Annotated in this window: 19 protein-coding genes; 7 read left to right on the plus strand and 12 right to left on the minus strand. The window is 57.4% G+C overall.

The window, feature by feature from the left end:
• Positions 1 to 234 precede the first annotated feature (234 nt).
• From GOW09_RS20445 to GOW09_RS22430, 6 genes are all read right to left on the minus strand, one after another.
• The gene (locus tag GOW09_RS20445) at positions 235 to 561 is read right to left on the minus strand and encodes a hypothetical protein (RefSeq protein WP_171120452.1); all 327 of its coding nucleotides are present in this window, start codon (positions 559 to 561) and stop codon (positions 235 to 237) included.
• A 210-nt stretch (positions 562 to 771) separates the two neighbouring features.
• The gene (locus GOW09_RS20450; protein ID WP_171120454.1) at positions 772 to 2,085 is read right to left on the minus strand and encodes a glucosyltransferase domain-containing protein; all 1,314 of its coding nucleotides are present in this window, start codon (positions 2,083 to 2,085) and stop codon (positions 772 to 774) included.
• A gap of 48 nt (positions 2,086 to 2,133) precedes the next feature.
• Positions 2,134 to 2,961: a class I SAM-dependent methyltransferase gene (locus GOW09_RS20455; protein WP_209835505.1), complete on the minus strand. Its 828-nt coding sequence runs from the start codon at positions 2,959 to 2,961 to the stop codon at positions 2,134 to 2,136.
• A gap of 175 nt (positions 2,962 to 3,136) precedes the next feature.
• Positions 3,137 to 3,850, minus strand: a complete 714-nt coding sequence (locus tag GOW09_RS20460) for a bifunctional 2-polyprenyl-6-hydroxyphenol methylase/3-demethylubiquinol 3-O-methyltransferase UbiG (protein ID WP_171120457.1) — start codon at positions 3,848 to 3,850, stop codon at positions 3,137 to 3,139.
• 269 nt (positions 3,851 to 4,119) lie between these two features.
• Positions 4,120 to 6,216 carry a right-handed parallel beta-helix repeat-containing protein gene (locus GOW09_RS20465; RefSeq protein ID WP_171120460.1) on the minus strand — a complete coding sequence of 699 codons (2,097 nt, stop codon included), beginning with the start codon at positions 6,214 to 6,216 and terminating at the stop codon, positions 4,120 to 4,122.
• 206 nt (positions 6,217 to 6,422) lie between these two features.
• Positions 6,423 to 6,653, minus strand: a complete 231-nt coding sequence (locus GOW09_RS22430) for a hypothetical protein (protein WP_217360296.1) — start codon at positions 6,651 to 6,653, stop codon at positions 6,423 to 6,425.
• 69 nt (positions 6,654 to 6,722) lie between these two features.
• On the opposite strand from GOW09_RS22430, the gene GOW09_RS20470 reads away from it, so the two are divergent.
• Positions 6,723 to 7,952 carry a right-handed parallel beta-helix repeat-containing protein gene (locus tag GOW09_RS20470; RefSeq protein WP_171120462.1) on the plus strand — a complete coding sequence of 410 codons (1,230 nt, stop codon included), beginning with the start codon at positions 6,723 to 6,725 and terminating at the stop codon, positions 7,950 to 7,952.
• Positions 7,953 to 8,067: 115 nt separating this feature from the next.
• Positions 8,068 to 9,426, plus strand: a complete 1,359-nt coding sequence (locus tag GOW09_RS20475; protein ID WP_171120464.1) for an O-antigen ligase — start codon at positions 8,068 to 8,070, stop codon at positions 9,424 to 9,426.
• On the opposite strand, the gene GOW09_RS20480 is transcribed toward GOW09_RS20475, so the two are convergent.
• Genes GOW09_RS20480 through GOW09_RS20495 form a run of 4 tightly spaced genes read right to left on the minus strand, consistent with a single transcriptional unit; the run spans position 9,423 to position 13,309 of the window.
• Positions 9,423 to 10,103, minus strand: coding sequence for a polysaccharide deacetylase family protein (locus tag GOW09_RS20480; protein WP_171120466.1), 681 nt, complete (start codon positions 10,101 to 10,103; stop codon positions 9,423 to 9,425). The genes GOW09_RS20475 and GOW09_RS20480 overlap by 4 nt on opposite strands.
• Positions 10,100 to 11,143 carry a GNAT family N-acetyltransferase gene (locus tag GOW09_RS20485; RefSeq protein WP_171120468.1) on the minus strand — a complete coding sequence of 348 codons (1,044 nt, stop codon included), beginning with the start codon at positions 11,141 to 11,143 and terminating at the stop codon, positions 10,100 to 10,102. Before GOW09_RS20485 ends, GOW09_RS20480 begins: the two co-directional genes overlap by 4 nt.
• A 7-nt stretch (positions 11,144 to 11,150) precedes the next feature.
• Positions 11,151 to 12,353 carry a GNAT family N-acetyltransferase gene (locus tag GOW09_RS22890; RefSeq protein ID WP_171120470.1) on the minus strand — a complete coding sequence of 401 codons (1,203 nt, stop codon included), beginning with the start codon at positions 12,351 to 12,353 and terminating at the stop codon, positions 11,151 to 11,153.
• Positions 12,350 to 13,309, minus strand: coding sequence for a glycosyltransferase family 2 protein (locus GOW09_RS20495; protein WP_171120472.1), 960 nt, complete (start codon positions 13,307 to 13,309; stop codon positions 12,350 to 12,352). The genes GOW09_RS22890 and GOW09_RS20495 overlap by 4 nt, the downstream gene beginning before the upstream one ends.
• A gap of 234 nt (positions 13,310 to 13,543) precedes the next feature.
• On the opposite strand from GOW09_RS20495, the gene GOW09_RS20500 reads away from it, so the two are divergent.
• The 3 genes from GOW09_RS20500 to GOW09_RS20510 are packed head-to-tail and all read left to right on the plus strand — an operon-like array spanning position 13,544 to position 16,401.
• Positions 13,544 to 14,563, plus strand: a complete 1,020-nt coding sequence (locus GOW09_RS20500) for a GNAT family N-acetyltransferase (protein ID WP_217360297.1) — start codon at positions 13,544 to 13,546, stop codon at positions 14,561 to 14,563.
• Positions 14,564 to 14,590: 27 nt separating this feature from the next.
• Positions 14,591 to 15,223, plus strand: coding sequence for a hypothetical protein (locus GOW09_RS20505; protein ID WP_171120477.1), 633 nt, complete (start codon positions 14,591 to 14,593; stop codon positions 15,221 to 15,223).
• Positions 15,224 to 15,237: 14 nt separating this feature from the next.
• Positions 15,238 to 16,401, plus strand: a complete 1,164-nt coding sequence (locus GOW09_RS20510; RefSeq protein ID WP_171120480.1) for a DegT/DnrJ/EryC1/StrS family aminotransferase — start codon at positions 15,238 to 15,240, stop codon at positions 16,399 to 16,401.
• A 7-nt stretch (positions 16,402 to 16,408) separates the two neighbouring features.
• Here the strand turns inward: GOW09_RS20510 and GOW09_RS20515 are convergent, their stop codons facing one another.
• Positions 16,409 to 17,956: an oligosaccharide flippase family protein gene (locus GOW09_RS20515; RefSeq protein WP_171120482.1), complete on the minus strand. Its 1,548-nt coding sequence runs from the start codon at positions 17,954 to 17,956 to the stop codon at positions 16,409 to 16,411.
• Positions 17,957 to 18,331: 375 nt separating this feature from the next.
• Between GOW09_RS20515 and GOW09_RS20520 the strand changes: the two genes are divergently transcribed.
• Together GOW09_RS20520 and GOW09_RS20525 are read left to right on the plus strand one after the other, a co-directional pair.
• On the plus strand, positions 18,332 to 19,594 hold the full coding sequence (locus GOW09_RS20520) for a nucleotide sugar dehydrogenase (RefSeq protein WP_171120493.1): 1,263 nt from the start codon (positions 18,332 to 18,334) through the stop codon (positions 19,592 to 19,594).
• Positions 19,581 to 20,837 (plus strand): glycosyltransferase family 4 protein, encoded by a 1,257-nt coding sequence (locus tag GOW09_RS20525; RefSeq protein ID WP_253284307.1) that lies wholly within the window; start codon positions 19,581 to 19,583, stop codon positions 20,835 to 20,837. Before GOW09_RS20520 ends, GOW09_RS20525 begins: the two co-directional genes overlap by 14 nt.
• A gap of 6 nt (positions 20,838 to 20,843) precedes the next feature.
• Here the strand turns inward: GOW09_RS20525 and GOW09_RS20530 are convergent, their stop codons facing one another.
• Positions 20,844 to 21,944, minus strand: a complete 1,101-nt coding sequence (locus tag GOW09_RS20530) for an acyltransferase (RefSeq protein WP_171120495.1) — start codon at positions 21,942 to 21,944, stop codon at positions 20,844 to 20,846.
• Between the last annotated feature and the right edge of the window lie 41 nt (positions 21,945 to 21,985).

Here is a 21,985-nt window from a genome sequence, read left to right on the forward strand (position 1 = left end):
AATCCCCCAGAGCCGCAGCAGGACAACACATATAAGAGCAACACCCAGGACACACAGGACAGCATATGTGCGGTATTCACGCCCGATTAGAAAAACGCTTTTCTCATCTGATGATATCATTGCAAAAAACAGCCACTCTGAAACACATCTACTCGGACCGATAATCCGGGAATGATACTACAGGATGTGGCTCAAGTCACTCTGGCGCGTTGCGTGGCCTGGCTCGGGCACGCCTTATTCTGCGCTATCGAATGGATATCGTACCGCGCTGAGCGTCAGCTTTTCGGACCAGATGACGGCACCATCCCCGCCGACCATCGACACGTCGGTCACGTCCGGCACTTCACCGTTCCAGCCTGCGGTATAGAAACACCCGCCATGTATAGTGTAGCCGCGGCTCTCGACGTCGTGAAATGCGCTGCGGACGGTTGGCATCGCGACATGTATCACGTCAATTCGGTCCCCGCGAATAGGGCGCACGCAGATTTCCGAGAACCGCAGAACTGCTGTGGGCGTGACACAGACACGACCGATTTCGGGCTTGTCGCTGTCAGCGCACATGAAGTTGCCGGAAAAGCCGGGGCTTTGTGACAGGCAGATATAGGCGGCACCATGATACAGATAGACGGAATTTGCGGCCGGGAAGGCGTCACAGGCTTTGGGACCTTCATACAGCCCGCCGTCAGCTTACCAGTCCAGATCATACATGTTCTTGAAGATACCGGGACGAAAGTTTCCGGCGTGAAATACGGTCCAGCCGATCATGTCTCCTCAATCCAGATCGGGATAGTCTGTATGCCCGACGATGCGGAATGGCGCACCGTCGTAACCTTCCAGGTCTGAGAGCCGTGTCATGATTTGTTCGGCAAGCGCCTCATCACGGCCTCCCATTTCGGACTGATCGTACCAGACGAACCGCGCCATGACCGCGTATGTAAGCGCAACGATCAGGGGCAGACCCAAAATGGCCGGTGACTTTAATCCCTGTACCCGTATTCCTGCACCAACAGCCAAGTAGAAAACCGTAGCCGGTAAACCTACATAGGCGACGGCCCGTGACGGTATCCACTGCCCAACGTAGGAGAACCAGATCAGTAAGGGCAGCAAGAGAATACCGGTCATGCCCGTCAGGATACGCAGGACATTCACCCAGTTGTGCGGGTTCCGTACAAGGACAGAAATGCTCAGCCCAACGCCCAGCAAGAACCCAATTCCGATATAGGCGCTGTTCAGGGTCTTGATTTCCCAGGGTATTCTTTGTAGCGACCCCCGCCAGATTTGGCCAAGCAATTGAAGGGCTGTTTCAAGCTTGCCCTGCAACTCGTGGAGAGAGGGCATCGCGATACGGTTGGTCGTGGGGACATGATCATGCAACTGGGCAGCCAGATGGGCCTGCGCAAAATAGACCAGAAGGCCAAGACATGATCCAATTGCCGACAGCAGGATGAATGTGCCCACATCTGTGGTCTTGTATCGGTCGGTTCGGATCATCGAGACAAACAGGATCACGGCGCCAAAAGGGACGAAAGGCTGATAGAGTGCTGCACAAAGCGCGATGCATTGCGCACCGATCAAAAGCCAGATCACCCGCGCGCCAAACGCATGAAGGATGCCGCGTTCAAAACATTTGAAACCGGCAACGGAAAGCAGCAACGCCAGTGGGAACGCAAACACGTGGCTCGAAAAAGTAAGGGCGTTGATCATGTAGATGTGATGAACGCCAAGCGTGAAAATCAAAAAGGTCGCGAAGGGCCGGGTGTCACGATCGCCGGACTGCCGCGCCAGAATCCACGACAGCAGAAGGAAAACGCCTGCCGCTAGTCCAGTCTGCAAAACGGGCAGAAAACGTTCCTGGAGAACATGGACATACAGCACCTCCATCGCCCAGCGACCTTCCTCGGTCGTCCAGTTAAGAGGCATCCCGCCCTCGGGTGCACCATGGACCTGACGCCAGTCATCGGGGTTTCTGCCATCCCTGATCAGGCCCGGTGCGGTTGTGAGTGCATAAATGAGCAGGCTGGCGGAAATCGCATGCGGCCAGCGGAACCTGGTCGAGAGGATATGTGCGGGTCGTGCAATGCTCATGCTATACATTTCCCACAAGAAACGTGCACACAGCTGTCTCTGACCCGGTCAAAAATACTCTTTCAACCTGCGGGCGCGCTTCATGTTGGATGGCAGCGACACGATGTTTCGTACCAGCCTGGCTGCGGCACGCATCCCCGGAATGGCCTTGAGCGCCGAGAGCCCTTTGGATGTTTTCAGAAGAGCTTCGTAGGTCTGATTGTCCGCATGCCTGAAGTCTTTGGCATGCAGGTCCTTGCCAGCGTTTTCTGTGGGCGCCGATGCGACCGAGGTCGCCTTGCGGTTCACGTCAAAGACGACAAAAGACTCAAAGAAGCTAATCCCCCAGGCACGCTTTTCCGAGGTGTCAGGCGTCAGCCGCGAGAACCGATGGTTGATACGGTCCACCATGTTCATGGCATATTTGATGAAGGAACGGTGCCTGAGGCCGAACCCTTCCATGTAAGAGGTATGCGTGTCTTCGACCACAAGCATCCCGCCATCCTTGATGTGTGGCAACAGGCATTCCGTCGTAATGATCTGTTGTTCATAGGTGTGGCCGCCATCATCCAGAACGATGTCGATATCACCGACTTCCCTTACGATTTTTTCAAGGAAATCCGGATCGCTCTGGCTGCCGATGAAAATCTCGAACCCTTCCTGTTCCCAGCGCTTTGCATCGGGGTTCAGTTCAACGCCGATGATGCGGGCCTGAGGGCCAAAGAATTCCCGCCACATGAAAAGAGATCCACCACCCAGAACGCCGATCTCAACAAACGTGATATCCTTTCCGATGTAAGGAGAAAAAAGTTTGTCATACACATCGAAGTAAGTGGAATGCTTACTGCTTTTGTATGGGCTGTTCATATAGGCCTGATAACTTTTTGACTCTAACATCTCTACGTCCTCGGATCTCAACTTGTCATGCGCTCCACCTGTCGAAGCGGGTATTCATAAACTGGGGCGTCAATTCCATTACTTCGTCTGTTTGGCTGTTTTGTGGCTCCGCTCTTTCCACAGCCTCCGGTCTTGCTGGTTTCCTGTCAAACGCCGTGGGCCCGGTCTGGGGCACTTACTTGCGCGTTATGATGATGGCATAGGAAGAATAAACCGCCCATTCGTGCCGGGCGCACAGGCGCGCCAGCCCGTTATCCAGCTGCCGCAGGCCGAAAATCTTATCATAGTAATGGTGCCCGTAATATTCGTGTACTTCGATGCTCGAAAACCCGACATCCGCCAACGCCTTTCGCATGTACGGTGTCGAGCCGCGACACAGTGAGTAATAGGCGGGGAATTTGCCGGTATTCTGGCCATCAAAGCGCCGGGGCTGCAACAGTTGAACCGCCTTGCGTGTCAGTTGTTCGGGAAACAGCCAGTTGATCAGGAACGGTGAGGCGAAAATGGTCGGCACCAAGTGAACAGCAACGCCACCATCCGCCAGAAGGTGATGCATGTTTTTGTGGAACTGCTTGCCGTCGGGCATATGCTCGCCACAAAACTTGGACATGATCAGATCGAACCTCTGATCCACATGGCTGACATCGCCGCAGGCGTTGATCTGAAGGGTGTCGAACTCATCGGAAACATGGGAAAGTTCTTCGGCACTTATGTCACTGATCGTGAAGGATGTGACATGATCGGGCAGTGTCTTGTCGCCGGTCGATCGGCTGGTCGTGCCACCGATTTCCATGATCCGGGCCGGTTTTTCATCTGTTATGATGTTCCAGACCGTATCCAGATAATCCTGTCTGCAATCCGTGTGCCAGCGTATTTCTGACTGTACCATTTACTCTCCCAAAAAACCCGTAACCTTGCGCGGCATTTGAAACGGGGCCAATCGCGATAAAAAGACTTTTTGCAATACGCCTATTAAGGCAGTGACATGGCTGTTTGACCAATCTTTAGATGAATGCTGGCAGCATTCAAAGAACGTATGCACCCAAGCTTACATGACTGGCAATGCCAGGGGGCGGAATAGATATGGGCGGGTCCGAATTTTCGGCACCCGCCCATGCAGTGGTAATCAATAGGCTGTATTTTCAGCGATCTTTGCCGTTACGCGAACAAATCAGAATACGGCTCGACAAACGGGGCTTCTTCGCCGATCGCAAAGGTGTCAACGCTGTCACCAACGTACCAGTCTCTTTCCTGTCCGCCGGCGAAATCGAAATCCGTATTGGTTTCGTCCAGGACAACGGCACCATCGACCATAATCTGAAGGCGGTCGGTGTCCTGATCAACCATCAGGGTGACCTGATGTGTTTCACCGTCGTTCAGGTCGACATCCTTGATCTTGAAGCCTTTACGGAACCCGTCATCATTGTTGTCGACTTTTGCGACCAGATGCCCTTTCTTATTCATCTTCAGGCCGAAATTCGAGTGGTTCCATACAAGCCGTTCAGCACCCGTTTCACCTTCGTCACGGGTTATGTCGACCGAGAAGCTAACCTGCGACGCGTCAGAAATTCCGTCCAGGGTTCCGATGTTCCCCCGGCTATTCTGATTGGATATGTCGATCATCGACAACTCGCTTTGCCAGCCGCCACCATGGGCAGGTTCAGAGCCGGTGTCAGGCTGCTCGGCGCTTGTATCGCCTTCGGCCTGCGTCTCATCGGCCGGAACATGGGTTTTACCAACGTAAGAAACCTCGTCCAGGCGTCCGATAGTCTCCGGGCTGTCCTGATGGGTTATGTCGATCATCAGTTCGCCCTGCGGGTCGGCACCAAGAACAGGCTCGGACTCGGCGTCGGGCTGCTCGGATCCGGTGTCGGGTTGCTCGGACCCGGTGTCGGGTTGCCCGGACCCGGTGTCGGGTTGCTCGGTCCCGGTGTCGGGTTGCTCGGTCCCGGTATCGGGTTGCCCGGACCCGGTGTCGGGTTGCTCGGTCCCGGTATCGGGTTGCTCGGACCCGGTATCGGGTTGCCCGGACCCGCTGTCCGGTGGTGTGGGGTTGGTGTTGGGTTGTGATCCCCCGGGGGTAACCTGCTGCGGGGGGGTGGATCCCGTGGCACCGTGCGAGACGGCAGAGCCGGCGTTCAGTGTGTCAGCCAAGCTGCCCGGGACGACGACATATTGGTTGTAGCCATTCCCCTGTGCCGTTGCCTGATAGGTGAAGTTCTGATCGTACTCACTGGGCTGAATCAGGGCGTTGTTGGCTACGTTCCAGTCAGCCTGCCCGTTATACCCCACGATCTGAGACGTAATGTTCTGATCGATGGTGACGTTTTTGGAACCGGCGGAAACGTTGATGGCCGGGATTTCGATCCCGCCTGTCAGCGTCTTTTCGTCTACGTGCAGGACCGAATTTTTGGTGATCGTCAGCCCATCCACACCATAAAGAGAGATCCCGTGGAAGTGACCGTTGTAGATCGTGTTCCCTTCGATCAACACGTTGTGGTGGATCACGCTGGGATCGTCGATGTTCTTGCCGTCACCGCCAGCCCAGATGGTCTGAGTGAAATCCCCGTTGGCCATGTCAAAGAGGTTGTTGCGGATGGTGATGTTGTCGCTGCCGCTGCCATAGGCGCGCTGAATCTGGATCATGTCACGGTGATCGCCCGAGCCAGCCGCGCCGCCGAAATCGTGCAGGTGGTTGTTCTCGACCAGGATGTTGTCGACATTGTCAAAAACCAGACCATCGGAGCGGATCGTGTGGATGTCGTTGCCGGTGACATTGATCCCGTCGGAATTCACCGCAATGACAGCCTTCCACCATTGTGAGAATTCGGTGTTGTTGATGTTGATATTGGTCGAGCCGGCGATGTTCAGACCTGTGCCATAGCCGGTACCGTCTGCCGATGTTCCGGTGCCGCTGGCAACATCGCCGTCGAAGATCGAGTTGTTGAACGTAATGTTCTGGCTGTCGTAGACGCCGAACTTGCTTTGAAAGTGGTGGTCGCCACCACTGAAGCTGTAGTCAAACTTGATGCTGTCGAACGTGATGTTCGACGATTGTTTGAGGTGCACAGCCGAGAAGCTGGCTTTCGCATTCGGATCCGCGGACTGGATCGTCACGTTCGATGCGAAATTGGTATTGTGGAGGTTCAGTGACCCGTAGTCACCTGCAGTAAGGAGAATCGTCTCACCACCGCTGGCCTGTGACAGAGCCTGGTTCAGCTCTGCGGCGGAAGTTACAATGATAGTCGTCGACATCTTTCACCTGTGTTTCCAAATGCGCTTATCCCAAAGCGCTGAAGATCCCGCTCACCCAAGGGGTATGGAACAGTCGCACAAGGGCGACAGATTGGCCGGAATATGGCTATGTTTGGAAACTGTTGCCTGTATGAGGACAATTTTGCCCTTTTGCAGTCATTTCCGAGTGAACTCGATACTCGATACCGGGAATTGTTCCACTTCCCTTAGCGGTTGCCTAGGGTTTGGCGAATTGATTCCTCCAGGGCAACAATGGCCACAAAATAGCCATCATTCAGGCGTGTCCTTGCGTATGGGCGATAGGCATCGGCAATGAATTGCCCGGTGCCGTAAGGGAAACCTGGGCGTTGCCAGGGCCATTCGGGCGTGCCATGGCGCCAGACGGGCAAGCAGGCGCGATAGACAGTGGAACCCGCCTTGCCTACACTTTCCTGCAAGTGTGGTTATCAGAAAGGTGCGTTATGGCCGGGTCCCGGATTCTCGTCTTGGCAGGGGCGCTACTGCTCATGTTGGGTTTTGATGTGGCGGCCCAGACCCCCTGTCAGGGGCGAGACGTGCGAACGCACCTTCCCGCAACTCAGACCAAGGGGCAGCCGGTCGCAAATGCCGCCGATCTTGGCGCAGCCCTGCAAAATGCCCAGGGCGGGGAAATCTTTCTTCTGGCGCCGGGGAATTATGGAACCCTTAGGATGAACACGGCATACCGGTCACCCGTGGTGATCCGGTCCGCCGATCCTGCCGCGCCGGCCTGTTTTACCCGTCTGGTTCTGGAAGGAGCCAGGAATGTGCATCTGGATGGTGTCTATTTCGATTACACCTACAATGGGGGCGACCCGCATTTCATTGCCTATTTCGTCATCCTGAACAGTACGGACATTGTGATATCGAATTCCGTGTTCGACGGTGGGACTGCAAGGGGAACAGGGTCCGAGGCGGACGGGTACAGTATCGGGATCGGCCTGAAAATCGAGCGGGGCGGGAACCTGACCCTTTCAGGCAACGAGTTTCGCAGATGGTGGACAGCAGTTCTGTCCGTGCAATCGCGGCAGTTTGTCTTTACGGGCAACAACATTCACACGATCCGGTCCGATGGGGTTGATGTGGATGCCGCAGATGGCCTGACAATCGAGCGGAACCGGTTTCACGATTTTGGCGGTGCGGCTGGATCCCAGGATCACCGCGACATGATCCAGATTATGCGGGTATCGCCCCGGGGGTCTTCGGACATAGTTATCCGTGACAATATATTCGACATGGCCGGTGGCGATTTCACCCAGACCATCTGGGCTGGCGGAGACGGCAAGGACCTCGGCAACCCAGTCATGCGACACCGCAATGTGCTGGTTGAAAACAACATGATCTACAATGGTCATATTCACGGCATTTCGATCCATGGCTCGGACAATATCTCGATCAGAAAGAACTCGGTGATCCATGTGCCCGGCGGTCATTCGGTTCCGGTCATCAACATTTCTCCGGATTCGACCTCGGTGGTCATTGAGCAGAATGCGGTGGCCAATATCATCGGGCACGAGAACCAGCGCGATTGGGTTGTGCTCAACAATGCGTTGATTCAGGATCAGACCCCCTCTCAGGGTGGGCATTATGACAGCCAGTTCATCTATTACGCGCAAGGCAGGAAAGACGGATACAACGAATACGGCGTGCGCCCCGGCAGCCAGATTGATCGCCTGAATGCGGGGTCCAGCTTGTCGCAATCCTACCCCTCGCGATGAGGACATTGCGGGCAATGTTGTGGAAAAGTGATTGGCTTCGAGCGCACGGCCAGAATACTGACAATATGTTAGTGCAATCTGTAATGTGTTATCCGTTTAAAGGCAGGAATTTTAGATGACAGCCGTTTTGTCAGCGAAAGCCAGCGCCCCGGCAACAAAGCCGATCGTTCTCGCCTTGCTCATTTTCTCCTTTGCGATGCCGTTTTATTTCCACCTGGGGGGGCTCAAGCTCAGCGGGTATCGGGTGATCCTGCTGTTGTTCATGTTTCCTGCGATTATCGGATGGCTGAGCGGCAAGGCTGGAAAGATCAGGCCGATTGATATTTTGGTGATTGCATTCAGCTTCTGGTCGGCTCTGTCCTTTTCAGTCAATCATGGTTTGGCATCGATGTGGCAGTTCATCGGAATGTTCATGATCGAAACTCTGGTGCCTTATTTCATTGCCCGCACCTATATCCGCAATCTGGAATCGTTTCGGTATTTTGTGAAATGCCTGTTCCTGCTCATCCTTATTCTTCTGCCTTTTGCTCTGTTCGAATCCTTTACGGGCAAGACCCCGCTGTTGAACCTGTTCGGCAAGGTTTTAAGCGTCTATCAGAAGTGGATTTTCGAACCTCGGCTTGGATTGCTGCGGGCGCAGACAACGATGCCGCATCCTATCCTGTTCGGCGTGTTCTGTGCGCCGGCCTTCGCGCTGACCTGGTATGTGCTGGGATGGCATAAATCGTTCTTCAAGAAGGTTGGCCTGACCTCGGTAGTAGGGGGGGCGGTGTTCTTTTCCCTTTCATCGGGTGCGTTTCTGAATGTCGTCATTCAGTTGGCGCTGATGGGATGGAATTGGGTCTTTCAGTTCCTCAGGAAAAAATGGAAAGTTCTGCTGAGCATATTTTGCGTCCTGTATTTCATTGCCGAAATCGGTTCGAACCGGAGTATGTTCCAGATCTTTGCTACTCATTTCACGCTGACACCTGGCACGGCATGGGCGCGAATCCACACATTCAACTTTGCGTCTGACGATATTTTACGGAACCCGATATTCGGGATCGGCCTGCATGACTGGACCCGCCCCCACTGGATGGTGCTGCTGAGCAGCGTCGACAATTTCTGGCTCGTGGTCACGTTGCGGCACGGCTTTCCAGCCTTGTTTCTGCTGGTGGGGGCCGTCATCGTCACGTTCTTTCAACTGGGCAGCAGAAATTTGACCGGGGCAACGGCAGATGCGCGCCTTGGATACCTGATTTCGCTGCTGGGCCTTTGCGTGTCGGCCGTCACCGTCCACCTTTGGGATGCCACGTTCTGTTTTTTGATGTTTCTGCTGGGGGCAGGGGTTTGGTTTCTGGATGCAGATGACGGGTCCGGTCAGGATGGGGACCAGGCCCAGGCCGAGGAAGGAGGGCGAAAGATGCGGTATACCCGGTTTCCCAGGGCCCTGCCCGGAGAACTGTCTATCGGGCGCGTTGCACGCACCCGCTAGCCGGTCGTCGTCCAGCGCCGTCTGGCCATTCCCAATGCACGCCGAAGGCGGCGTAAGGGCGCGACCCTGCCAGACAGGACCGCTTGTATCTGGTGATCAGTCATATCCTCGCGCAAGGATGTTCGGGGGCGCAGGAAAGCGTTCTTTTGCCAGGTTCCGCCATCGCTTGACCAGGCGGCCGTGTATCCGGCCATGCGCAGGGCGCGCAGTACACGAGCATCATACCGTCCAAAGGGTATGCCTGCCTCGGTTACCGGGAGTGCGCATATCATTTCCAACTGCGCGCGGGATTCGCTGAGTTCTCGGACCAGTGCGGCGTCATCCAGTGTCGGCCAGGCAAGATGGTCAATCCCATGGCTGCCGATTGTCATATCCGCATCCTGCAAGCGATGCAGATGGTCTGCATTCAGTGATCCGGCCTGTCCGATCCGCCCGGTCAGGACAAAGAACCGTGCCCGAAGCCCCCGGGCCGACAGCGCTGGCAGGGCGATGTCATGATCCGAAAGATTGCTGTCATCGAAGGTGATGGTGAACCGGTTCGGATCAGGGTCTGCGGCGATCCGGTCCAGAACCCGTTCGAATTGCTCAACCGAAAGCCAATAGGGGGCCTCGCCCGGTTCCAGAGGGCGTTTTGGTGTTCCGATGCCGTGAAAGTTGATACCGATGGGCTTTGTCATGAGCGCAGTTTCTTCAGGCGGGCGTGAATGGTTTCGGCGATACTGATCAGGGTAGAGCTTGCGCCGGCAGGGCGGAACTCGTACGGGCCCGCTGCGCGCAACTCTGTGCCGCCCGTGCGCAGCTTGTAACGTGTGACGGAAGGGTTGGCTTCAGGATCTATCCCGCCCAGGTCGAAATACTTCAGGCCCAGGTCGCGACAGCGCAGCATGGAATGCCACATCAGATAATGCCCGGCATTCAGGCGCCGCCCGGTGTCCAGAGTGGCCCCGAACAGATAGACGGCATTGGACCCAGCCCGTCCCAGCGTCATCGCGGCAATGTCGGTCCCGTCCTTGCGGGCAAACAGAACCTCATGGGCAAAATCAGCCCCCTCAAGGGCATAGTAGAATTCTGGCGGGATATCCGGCCGAAAGCCTTTGGCTGCCTGAACCTCGGTATACATTGGATGAAACCGGTCGGCTGCCTGTGCAATCGGCACGATATCCAGATCAAGACCGGCTTTCAGCGCATTGCGCAGGGGGTTGCGCCATTTTCCGTGCAGGGCACGCATCAGTGTGTCTTCGTCCTGGGTACAATCCACGACCACGGTTCGATAGGTCGGGGATCGATCGGTGGGCAAAAACGCTTCGCTACGGGCCAGCTGATCCAGCAATGCAACATCATGCCAGGGTGTGGCCGGAAACCGCAGGCGCAGGATATGCCCGCTCTCCTGAGCATACGTACGCAGTGCGGCCAGCACGGCACGCAGTGTTGCAGCGTCGGGATCAGGCCGATCGACATGCTGTACCAGTGGTCCGGCGGCAAGCCATGCAATGCCGCGCCGCAGGCCGGGAACATGTTTGATGCGCAGACATGCGGCGGCAACAGGCTGCCCGTCCGGGGTGGTGAGCATCAGGAACTGTACGTCTGCCCCGATCCGGCGGGCCGCCGCGCGGGCATAGGTCAGGCTGTGTTCAAGGGTCAGGTCGCGGAACGACGCGCTGAGGGCGGGCCACTTTTCTTCAGGCAGAACCCGTGCGGAGAGCTGATATGCGATCATATCCGCCTCATATTCTTGTTTTGATCCAGCTGGACCACAGCGATTTGTTTTTCAGCGGGATCACGGCCCTCAGCCGGGGTGCAACCCGCCCGAACCAGAGCCTGTAATAGACCAGGTGCAACACACGCGCCCAACCAAGGCAGAGCTTCAGCAAGACAGGGGATATTCCTGATCGCCTTGAGACGATCAGGCGATGAGTGGGCACCGATTCACCGCCATAGACCAGCTTGTAACCATATGCGCCAACCCCGGCTTCGATCCGCGTCACGCCTGCGGCGATCAGCTGTTCGATCATCTGAACCAGACCGATTTTCCCAAGGCTGAGGCGTTCCAGTTCCGGGTCGGTCGATCTGGCGGGCAACCGCCAATGGCAGGTCTGCCCCTTGACCAGGCAGAATTGGGTGGCAAGGGGGCCGTCCTGGCCCTGCTGTTCGACAAACCAGGTTTCCTGCCCCTGCTGGGTGGCGTCTGCCAGATCGCAGTAGAAGGCGGCGCTGCCAGGCCAATCCACGAAATGGCCTCCTTTTCCAACCTCCTGCCATTGCCGGTTGTGGAAGTCGACGAAATCCCCGAATTGATGCGCATCAGGATGGACCATCCGTGTTGTCAGGCCGTGGTCATTCTGTAGGTGTTTCAGATCCCGCCGATACTGACCCCGCCGTTTCTTGGACAGGTTGGCAAGATAGCCCTCAAACGTATCGGGCAGTTCAAAAACCGTATGGGTGCCAGCCGGCGTGTCGATCAGCGCCAGCCCCGGTGCCACCCCATTGCGGACGGCTGCCAGCATGGTGCCGTGTTCCGAGGCGGGGGTGAAACTGACCAGATGCGCCCGGCCATCGTCGAGAAGGCCGTTCAGGGCCTCGGCGCAGCTGTTCTTTAGCGCGGTTTCCGTGGCGGCCAGTTGGAAAATCACCGTGTTGGGATCGGTTGCGGCCAATTTGGCGATACGGATCCTCACAGGCCCCAGCCAAACCGGATAGATCATGAACGGCAGCAAAGCGACCAGCTGCCCCTGGGCGTCATATGCCACAAGGGTCCGGAGCGTTTTACCGCGCCCGAAATGAGCCCACCAGGTCAGGACCCAGACCGGAGCGGCATAGATGTCCGCGCCGGTCTGTCGGGCCAGTGCGGCCCACGCATCGGTCATGTGTTCAAGGCCCTTGACCCCATCAACCCATTTGAATGTCAGCCGGACGTCTGTGTCGGTCACTCTGTCGGCTCCTGGCTGGTCAGGTGATAGCGCAGCGAGGCCCGGGCCAGACGCCGCCGCGCGGCAGCTTCTTCCCGCTGATTTGCGACCGACATGACAAAGCGCAATACGGATGACCCCACAAATACCATCCGGCCGCGGAACAGACCCCAAAGGCCATAATGTTTGCGCAGATAGATCATCTTGCTTTTCTGCATCTGTACGTACATCCGCGAGCGGATCTGGGCGGTGCTTTTGCCGCCTCCCTCAAGGTGCAGGATGCGCGCTGTGGGGGTGAACACGCATTTCCAGCCTGCATCGCGGATGCGACGGCACCAGTCGGCCTCTTCCGAGTAGACGAAGAATGCCTCGTCCAGAAGACCCACGGCCTCGAAGACATGACGGGGCACAAGCATGAACATGCCCGAGACGACGTCGACCTCGCGTTGCGAACGCCGATCCCAGTCTCCGTACTCGGCGCGGGCCAGAAGCGGATTGCGCCGAGACAGGCGGTGCAACCCAAACTCGATCAGCGCCAGGTTTCCCGGACCCGGGTCGGCAAAACAGGTGCGCTGAATGGTGGTTTCATCTTCCAGGACCTGACATCCAGCGCAGCCGACATCCGGGTGCTGATCCAGCCAGTCCAGCATGGTATCGATCGCATCATCCAGAATGATGGTATCGGGATTGAGCAACAGCAGATTGTCACCCCGTGCGATTTCCAGACCCTGATTGTTGGCGGCGGCAAATCCCCGGTTCGCGTCATTGGCGATCAAGCGAACATCAGGGAATTCGTCACGGACAAGATCGACGGATCCGTCGCTTGATGCATTATCGACGACGATGACCTCATGCGGCTTCCGGGTCTGCCGGGAAATGGATATCAGGCAGTCCCGAAGAATGTCCCGGGTATTCCAGTTCACGATGACAATGGAAACAGCGCATTCGCTCTGCGTGCCGTGTGACGGTGAAGTCATGAAACCCTGTTCTCGTTACTCACTTACATTTTCAAATTGTTTAGCCATTGTTCTGATCTATGAATACACTCAACGTCATTAAGCGACGGCTGTTGTTAAATAGTAGCTGTGAAATTCAGAGCGAATAAACCGGTATATTGAGGTATTAGTTTGGCTGTGCAGGAACTTGAAGGGCAAGATAGTGTTGCGATTGAATGCACTGAAACCCTGACCGCAGACCGGAATGCCGAATGGATGACGTTTCTGAATGCGGCCCGGCATCAGCATCCGCGGCAATCTCCGTTGTTTACGAATTCGGAACAAAGATTGAATCGCAAGGTGATTTATGCCTCGGCGCGCCGGGATGGGGCGCTTGTGGGTGTCGCTCTGATCTCACTTGAACCGCACCCGTATCTGCCCGGCGCCTGGGCCCGGGCCCACTGCCTGAGCGGCCCGGTTTGCGACGATGCCGCCGACATGGTGGCGTTTCTGGATGGCCTGTGCCGACAGCCGGGGTTTTCAAGGGTCGGCAGCCTGACTGTCACCCCGTTCTGGACCGAAGAAGAGGCCGACACACTGGATGCCGCTCTGTCTTGTGCGGGTTGGCGCGTGGCTGAAGAAGATCAGTTTCGTGAAACCGGATGGGTCGACATATCGGTCACGAGCGAAGAGATCATGGCGGCGTTTTCCAAAAGCGCCCGTCGCGAGGTCAGGCGCGCCGAACGGCAGGGCGTGACGTTCCGAAGCGCGCGAACCCCGGAAGAGTTTCGCATTTTTCTCGAGAGCATGAACCGGTTGCGCGTTTCGCGCAGGCTGCCCGAGCTGAGCCTTCCCGCCTATGAAGCGATGTTTGAAGATGTATTGCGGCCCGATGAGATTGGCACCGTGATCATGGCCTGGCAGCAAGAGGCCTTTCTTGCCGGGCTTTTGGTGTATCGCAGCAGGGACATTGTGCACGGCCGGCATTTCACCACCGAGCCGGATCATCTGCGGGCGGCGGGCAATCTGCGTATCGCCCCGGCCTTGTGGTTGGAGGCCATGAGATGGGCCAAGGGCAAGGGCTGTAGCACCTTGGATGTCGAGGGCTATCACGTACCGGTTTCGGGCGAGAAGAAGTTCAACATTCACAAGTACAAGTCAGAGTTCAATCCGCGCGTCGTGCAGCGGATTTCAGCACGTGAAAAGGTGTTGAACCGGTCTGTGTACCTGACGGGAAATGCGCGTGATCTGATCCGGGGGCAGTTGAAAAAGCTCAAGAGGGCAGCGGCGGGTTAGGTCCCTGAACGATTGGTAAGGCGAAGTATGAATCTGGCCAAGAAAGGCAAATTGCAACTGATCCGGGGGGCCGCGCGACGTGGGCCGGTTGTTCTTGTCCGGCAGCTTTGGCTGGCCCTGATGGACAGCTTTGTGCGCAAACGCCATCTGGTATTCCGGCTGGGCGCGACCAGTTGTGCTGCCCAATCACAAGCCGGGCAGGACGTGCAACAGGTGCGGGAAATCCGATCACGCGAAGACCTTACCAGTGACGAACTGGCCAGCCTGACGGACCCTGAGGCGGCGCATGACTGGGGAATGCTGGAATGGCTGGACGCCGGGTGGCAGCTTTGGGTGCTGACGGAAGAGGGGCGCATCCAGGCGGTGGCCTGGGTTAGGGATGCCGCGCATAGCCGCGATTTCTTTGTGCCCCTCACCGATACGGAAGAGCTGTTCTGGCATGTTTATGTCCTGCCAGAATACCGCGGCAGAAATTTGCAGGGCCGGCTTTGGGACACGATTGTTGCCAACAAAATATCCGCGGGAATCGACGGGTTTTATACCAATTGCCGGGATTACAATTTACCTTCCAGGCTCAATATCCTGAAAACGGGGTTTTCACCGGTTGGGCACTGCAATGAATACCGCCTGACACATCATCGGACTTGGCGGCAGTACTGAAATGCGGGGGTGGCATGAGCAGCGACACACATGAGACCGCGCTTTATTGCGGCGACCCGCCCATGCAGTTTGCCAATCTGTTTCGCCGGGACCCGGCAGGCGGATATACGGCCCTGTTTCGGAAACGCCCGGTTTTCTGGAGTTTCAATACCCGCGTGGCGATCCGGGCGGCCTGTGATCTTTTGGCCTTGCAGCCCGGGGACGAGGTTTTGGTGCCAGCCTATAATTGCGGCTCAGAGGTTGATCCGCTGATCGACGCGGGTCTTTCGGTCCGGCTGTATCCTGTCTCGGACAATTTACTGGCTGATCCGGATCGCATTGCACCGCTTATCACGGAGCGCACGCGGGCGATTTACGTGACGCATTACTTCGGCGTGATCCAACCCTCACTGACCGGGCTACGGGCGCTGTGTGACCGGCACGGGTTGCGGTTGATCGAAGATTGTGCGCTGAGCCTGCTGAGTGGTCAGACCCCCGCCGAAGGCCGGGTGGGTGACGTTTCGGTCTTCTGTTTTTACAAGTTTGTTCCGGTTTTGGGCGGCGGCGCCTTGGTGATCAACGCGCCGGATCTGCATGCTGAGCATCCGTTTACACGCCCGCCCCCCCGCAAGATGGTCACCAAGATGCTGCTGCGGGCCGGGCTGGGCAATGTGCTTGGTACAGCGCGCCTGAAAGGGCTGGTGCAGGCGTTGCGGGGCGGCGAACAAATCCCCGTGGACATGTGCCCTGAGAGAGAACTGGAAGATATTCCAAGCCATTACTACTTTGATCCGGCTCTGCGCAGCACCCGTATGAGCGCGTTTGCGGCCCGCCCCTTGCGGGCGTTTTCCGTATCCGAGGCCATCGCAACGCGCCGGGAAAACTGGGAAAGGTACCGTGAACTTCTGACTGATGCCGCGGGTGTGCGCATGCTTGTGCCCGAGCTGACGGTCGACACCTGCCCGCTGAACATGCCGGTGTTGGTGGAGGAGCGCGACCGTGTCGTGCAGGCTTTGCAACACGGCGGGATCGGGGCAACACCTTGGTGGGCGGGATTCAACCGTAATCTCGACTGGACCGGACAGGCCGAAGCGATGGCGCTTAAGAATGACGCCGTGTCACTGCCGCTGCACCAGTATCTTTCCGAGGCGCATGTCGATTACATCGTCTCGGAACTGAAGCGGGCATTGCAGGGGTGAGTGTGACTCAGGACACCCTGGCGACAATCCTGTTGCGCAGTTTCGATGCGAGTTCGAGCGTCAGGCTTTCAAATCCTTTTGGGCGCCCCGACAGCTGCCAAAGCAACAGGTGGGTCGCGATATAGGTGAACACGCCGACGATGACCTTGACGGCAAAGCGGATGCGCAGCAGGGGCAGGTCTTCGGCTGAATCGTAAGCCCAGCCGATTGCGTCGCCACTGCCATAGGCGCTGCTGACGATGAGAACCGCGGTGACCATTGCGATGGCCGCGGCGAAGGTGCGCCAGGCCATGAGAATGGGTGTAAGAAGCCCCCCGGTTCCAAAATCCTTGGCCATGACCAGCGCCAGCCCAATCGCGAACAGGCTGGCAGCGCCGGATCCGAGGATCGCGCCCACAAATCCATAGTTGGATCCCAGCAGCACCAGTATGGTTGTTACGACCAGCAGGATACTGTTGCGCAGGAACAGCCGTTTCGTGTCGCCCTGCACATAGCTTGCCGAACGGACATTGGCCTGTAGCGTTTCAATGGCCTTGAGCGGGGCGAGCACCCAGATGACCTGAGAGGCTGCCAGCCATTCATATCCGGCCACTACGACGATCAGGTGATTTGCAACCAGCGCCATTCCGACACTGACGGGAATGATGATGCCCAGCAGAATGGCATTGGCCTGTTCAAAGGCTTCGCGGTCGTTGCCCTGAGTTCTGGAGATGCTGGCAAGCCCGGGATAGATCACCCGCTCAAGTGGCCCGATGACCTGGCTGGTGAACAGTGACACAAGGCGAAAGCCGATTCTGAAAATACCCGCATCCGCCAGCCCCAACGTGGCTCCGATAATGATTTGCGGCATGTTGGTCGTCAGGAATTGCGTGATCTGTGCGCCCAGTGACCATGATGATACGTCGATACAGTCATGCCAGCATCTGAGCGTCAGCCGGGGCCGCATCGGTGCGACGGAAAAGGACCAGATGACGCGTGCGACCTGAGTCAGGAAATTGGCTGCCACAATGGCCCAGAAATCTCGCCAGAACCAGGCAAGGCATACTGCGAACAACGTATATGTGATGCGGCTGATGGCTTCTTCACCAGCCACGAATCCAAACCTGAGATCCCTTTCCAGCAAGGGAAACCGTGTGCTTTTGAGTGAACTGACGATGGCGATCAGACATAAGGCGGGTATCAGCTCGGTCAGGGCAGGCAAGCCCAGAAACCCCATCAGGGGTGCACTGATCCAGATCAGACCAGCGGCGGAAGTACCCAGCAGCAGCTGCATCGTGAAAACTGTATTGAGGTGCGCTTCGGTTACCTCGGGTTGCCGGATCAGGGTCATGGAAATCGCCCGCTGCGCGATTTCAAGCAAGGCCACTGCGATGACGAAATAGGCGATTACACCGAAATCCGTCGGGGTCAGCAGGCGGGCAGTGACGATAAGTGTCAGCAGGCCAAGAATCTGGCTGAAAACACCCGACGCAAACAGTGCTGCGGCCCCGACGACAAGGGGTGAGCCGCGCGGGACTGCGGCACCGGTCGGTTCGGATTTAGGCGAAGGCTTCAACAGCTTTGTCTTTCCACATTCAAAACAAACAACAGAATACCGGGTTAGTGTTTCCTTTTTATCTCCTCTATCAAGTATTCCAATCGGATAGAGAAGTGCCGTTCTGGCAATTGGGCGGGGTCGCTGTTACTCAAGGAAAACCGCACTTTTTTATGTCGAAATCACATGATTTTCTTTCAATGTCAGAAGGTTGTTTCATACTCGGTGATACCCGCGGGTCTAGTGTCTGAAAGTTATCTGCTGTTTCAAGGAGAATTTCTGGCCCAGTGTCTCAGATCAGGCTCCTCATGGGCAAGCGCGTCAAGTATGTGATGCCTGATATGTGTCCGGTGGCGGCCAGTGCCCGGAAGCCGGGGTTCAAAACGGTGTAATGGTATGAAGATTGCGATTTTTGGTCTGGGTTATGTGGGGTTCACGGCAGCATGCTGTCTGACCCGTGAGGGGCATGAGGTGATCGGCGTCGATGTGAATGCCGACAAGGTCTCGGAAATCAATGCCGGGCAGCCTCCGATCAAGGAACCCAAGGTGGCCGAGCTGCTGACCGAGGCACTTGCAAAGAACCTGATCCGCGCAACGGTTGAAATCCCCGACCTGTCGGATGTGGATCTGGCCATCGTTTGCGTCGGCACGCCCAGTTCCACTGACGGCTCGCACAACATGAATTTTGTGGCCGAGGTGACGCGGCAGATTGCCAAGGCCATTTCGCCCGACCGCGCGCGACCGCTGACCGTGGCGTACCGATCCACCTTCCGGCCGGGCACGGTGCGGCAGCTGATCGAGCCGATCTTTCAAAGCTATCTGGGCGATCGGACGGGTCAGGCAGTCGAGATCGTCTATAACCCCGAATTCCTGCGCGAGGCTTCGGCGGTGGATGATTTCTTCAACCCGCCCAAGATCGTTGTCGGCACGGCAGACGGAGATCGCTCGGCGGTGATGGACGAAATGCACGAAGGGCTGGATGCGCCGGTGTTCTACACCGCCTTTGAAGAGGCCGAGATCACCAAATTCGTCGACAACACATGGCACGCGACCAAGGTGGCCTTTGCCAATGAGGTAGGCCGCATCTGTCACAGCATGGGCGTGTCGGCCAAAACCATGCACGAGATTTTCGTCTCGGACACCAAGCTGAACATCTCGGCCTATTACACCCGTCCGGGGGGCGCGTTCGGGGGCTCGTGCCTGCCCAAGGATGTGCGTGCGTTGCAGCATATTGCCGGTGAGGTGGGGGCGCATACCCATCTGATCGACAGCCTGTTGCAGACCAATCAGGCGCATAAAACCTATCAGGCGCAGGATATCATGGCGCGGCTGCCCGAAGGGGGCCGGGTGCTGATGGCCGGGCTGGCCTTCAAGGCCGGAACCGATGATCTGCGGGAAAGCCCCAATGTCGATATCGCCCGGCGGCTGTTGCAGGCGGGCTATCAGCTGTCGGTCTATGATCCTGCGATCAAACCGGCCGATCTGCGGGGGCAGAACCTTGGTTATGCCTTTACCCACCTGCCCAACGTGGGCAGCCTGCTGGTGGACCGCGCCACGGCCGAGGCCGGGCCCTGGGATCTGGTGGTCGGTTCAAACCGGATCGTGAATGATCTGAACCTGGGTGATGCAGAGGTGGTAAGAACCTATGAATATGACTAGCCCTGTGCCCGCCGTTCAGCCGATTTCGTTCGAAGAGCTGCGCCAGAGCCAGCCCCTGAAGGGCCTCAAGGTTCTGATCGTGGTGGAAAACCTGCCCGTCCCCTTTGACCGCCGCGTCTGGATGGAGGCGCGCACGCTGGCCGCGGCCGGCGCGCTGGTCTCGGTCATCTGCCCCACCGGCAAGGGCCATGAGGAACGCGTGTGGGAAGACGAGGGCATCAAGGTCTATCGCCACCCGCTGCCGCTGGATGCCAGCGGGGCGCTGGGGTATCTGCTGGAATATGGCGCGGCGCTGTTCTGGGAAAGCTGGCTGTCGCTGAAGATCAAATTCACCCGCGGCTTTCACGTCATCCATGGCTGCAACCCGCCCGATCTGATCTTTCTGGTGGCGCTGCCCTTCAAGCTGTTTGGCGTGCGCTATCTGTTCGATCACCACGACATCAACCCCGAGCTTTACGAGGCCAAGTTCGACAAGCGCGGCTTTTTCTGGAAGCTGATGAAGACGTTCGAGCGGCTGACCTTCGCCTCGGCCCGGGTGTCGATTGCCACCAATGAAAGCTATCGCAAGATCGCCATCGAACGCGGCGGCATGGCGCCCGAGGATGTGTTTATCGTCCGGTCCGGCCCTGATCTGAGTCGGCTGCAGCACCTGCCGCCGAACCCGGCCTGGCGCAACGGGCGGAAATACATGGTGGGTTATGTCGGCGTCATGGGTGATCAGGAAGGGATCGACCTGCTGCTGGAATCCGTGGCGCATCTGGTCAAGGTTCAGGGCCGCGACGATATCCAGTTCTGCCTTGTGGGCGGGGGTCCCAGCCTGGACAAGCTGCGCGAACAATCTGCTGAAATGGGCCTGTCGGACTATGTCACCTTCACCGGCCGTGCCCCGGATCGGGATCTGTTCGAGATCCTGTCAACCGCCGATGTCTGCGTGAACCCGGACCGGGTGAACGAGATGAACGACAAATCCACCATGAACAAGATCCTCGAATACATGGCCTTCGAAAAACCCATCGTTCAGTTCGACGTGACCGAAGGGCGGTTCTCGGCGCAGGAGGCCTCGCTTTACGCCAAGGCCAACGATCCGGTGGATATGGCCGACAAGATCACCGACTTGCTGGCCGATGACGAACGTCGTGCCGCCATGGGCCGCTATGGCCGCGCCCGGGTCGAGGCGGAAATGGCCTGGCCCCATCAGGTGCCTGCACTGATCGCGGCTTATAAGCGGATCTGGAAGGGCTGAGGTTCGTTATTCGGCAGCTTGCTTGGTTTCGATGGGTTTTGGCACTTTGGTCCGGCGGCGCAAGCGCATGGCCGGAGCTTCAATGAAATGCCATGACAGCACAGCGCAAATCAGCGTGAAAGGAAGCGATATCGCCATGTTGACAACAGGTGTCGTGACCCCCGCCTGCGCCACCAGCTGCTGGATCGGAAAGGCGTAGATGTAGACGCCATAGGAATAGTCGCCCAGTTTGTTATAGCGCAAAAGCAGCGGGGTTTCGGCGTAGCCTGCAAAGAACGTTGCATAAGACAAGCTGACGGCGAAGACCGGCAGAAACAGCGGCGTGAACCAGGCCATAACGGCCAGCGCTGCAGAGGCGGTCAGCAGGGTCCAGGACAGCGGGATGTACTGGCGCCAGATATAGAACACCATCCCTGTCAGGAACGGCAGTCCAAGCCGTGTGAGCTGCTCGATGCGCGGGTTCAGCTCGACAACCATCGCCACCGCATAGACAACCAGGAACAGCAGCGCCATTGTGGCGAATATCTTCTTCCGGCCCAGCAGGCCAAGAACCCCGCAGATCAGGACGCCGGTATAGCAGGTGACCTCGTAAGACAGCGACCAGAGTGAACCGTTGACTGCGGGTCCGTAGGGGTTGGATTCAAAAACACCAGGCAGCACGTACTGGATTCTGAACAGCAGCATGTTGCGAACGAAGAACTCCCCCGCCTGCGACCAGAAAACGGCAGGTGGCGCCTGTGTCAGCAGAAAACCGGCAACCAGAAGGGTAATCACGGTAACCATCGCAAGGGCGGGAAACAGGCGCAGCGCGCGTGCGGTCAAAAACGAGGTCGCGGATCGTTTCCGATCGAAGCTGCGCGTGATGAAAAAGCCCGAGATCGCAAAGAATATCCAGACGCAGACCATGCCAAGCGACAATCCGTGCAGCGTGGATTCGAATGGCTGGCCGACCGCGCCGCCCCAGCTCAGCGGATAGGCATGTGATACCAGCACCCCACCAGCAGCCAGGATGCGGATCAGGTTGAAATTGTTGTCGCGCCCGTCTGACCGGTCCGCGATAAGCGGCGCAGGCTTCCCCGAGGTTGCACGCGCATCATGTTCTTTCATCTGCGGGTCCCTGGGCTGATGGCATATTCATACTACACGCA

Origin of the sequence: Ruegeria sp. HKCCA5463 (assembly GCF_013034175.1) — a bacterium.
Classification (GTDB): domain Bacteria; phylum Pseudomonadota; class Alphaproteobacteria; order Rhodobacterales; family Rhodobacteraceae; genus Ruegeria.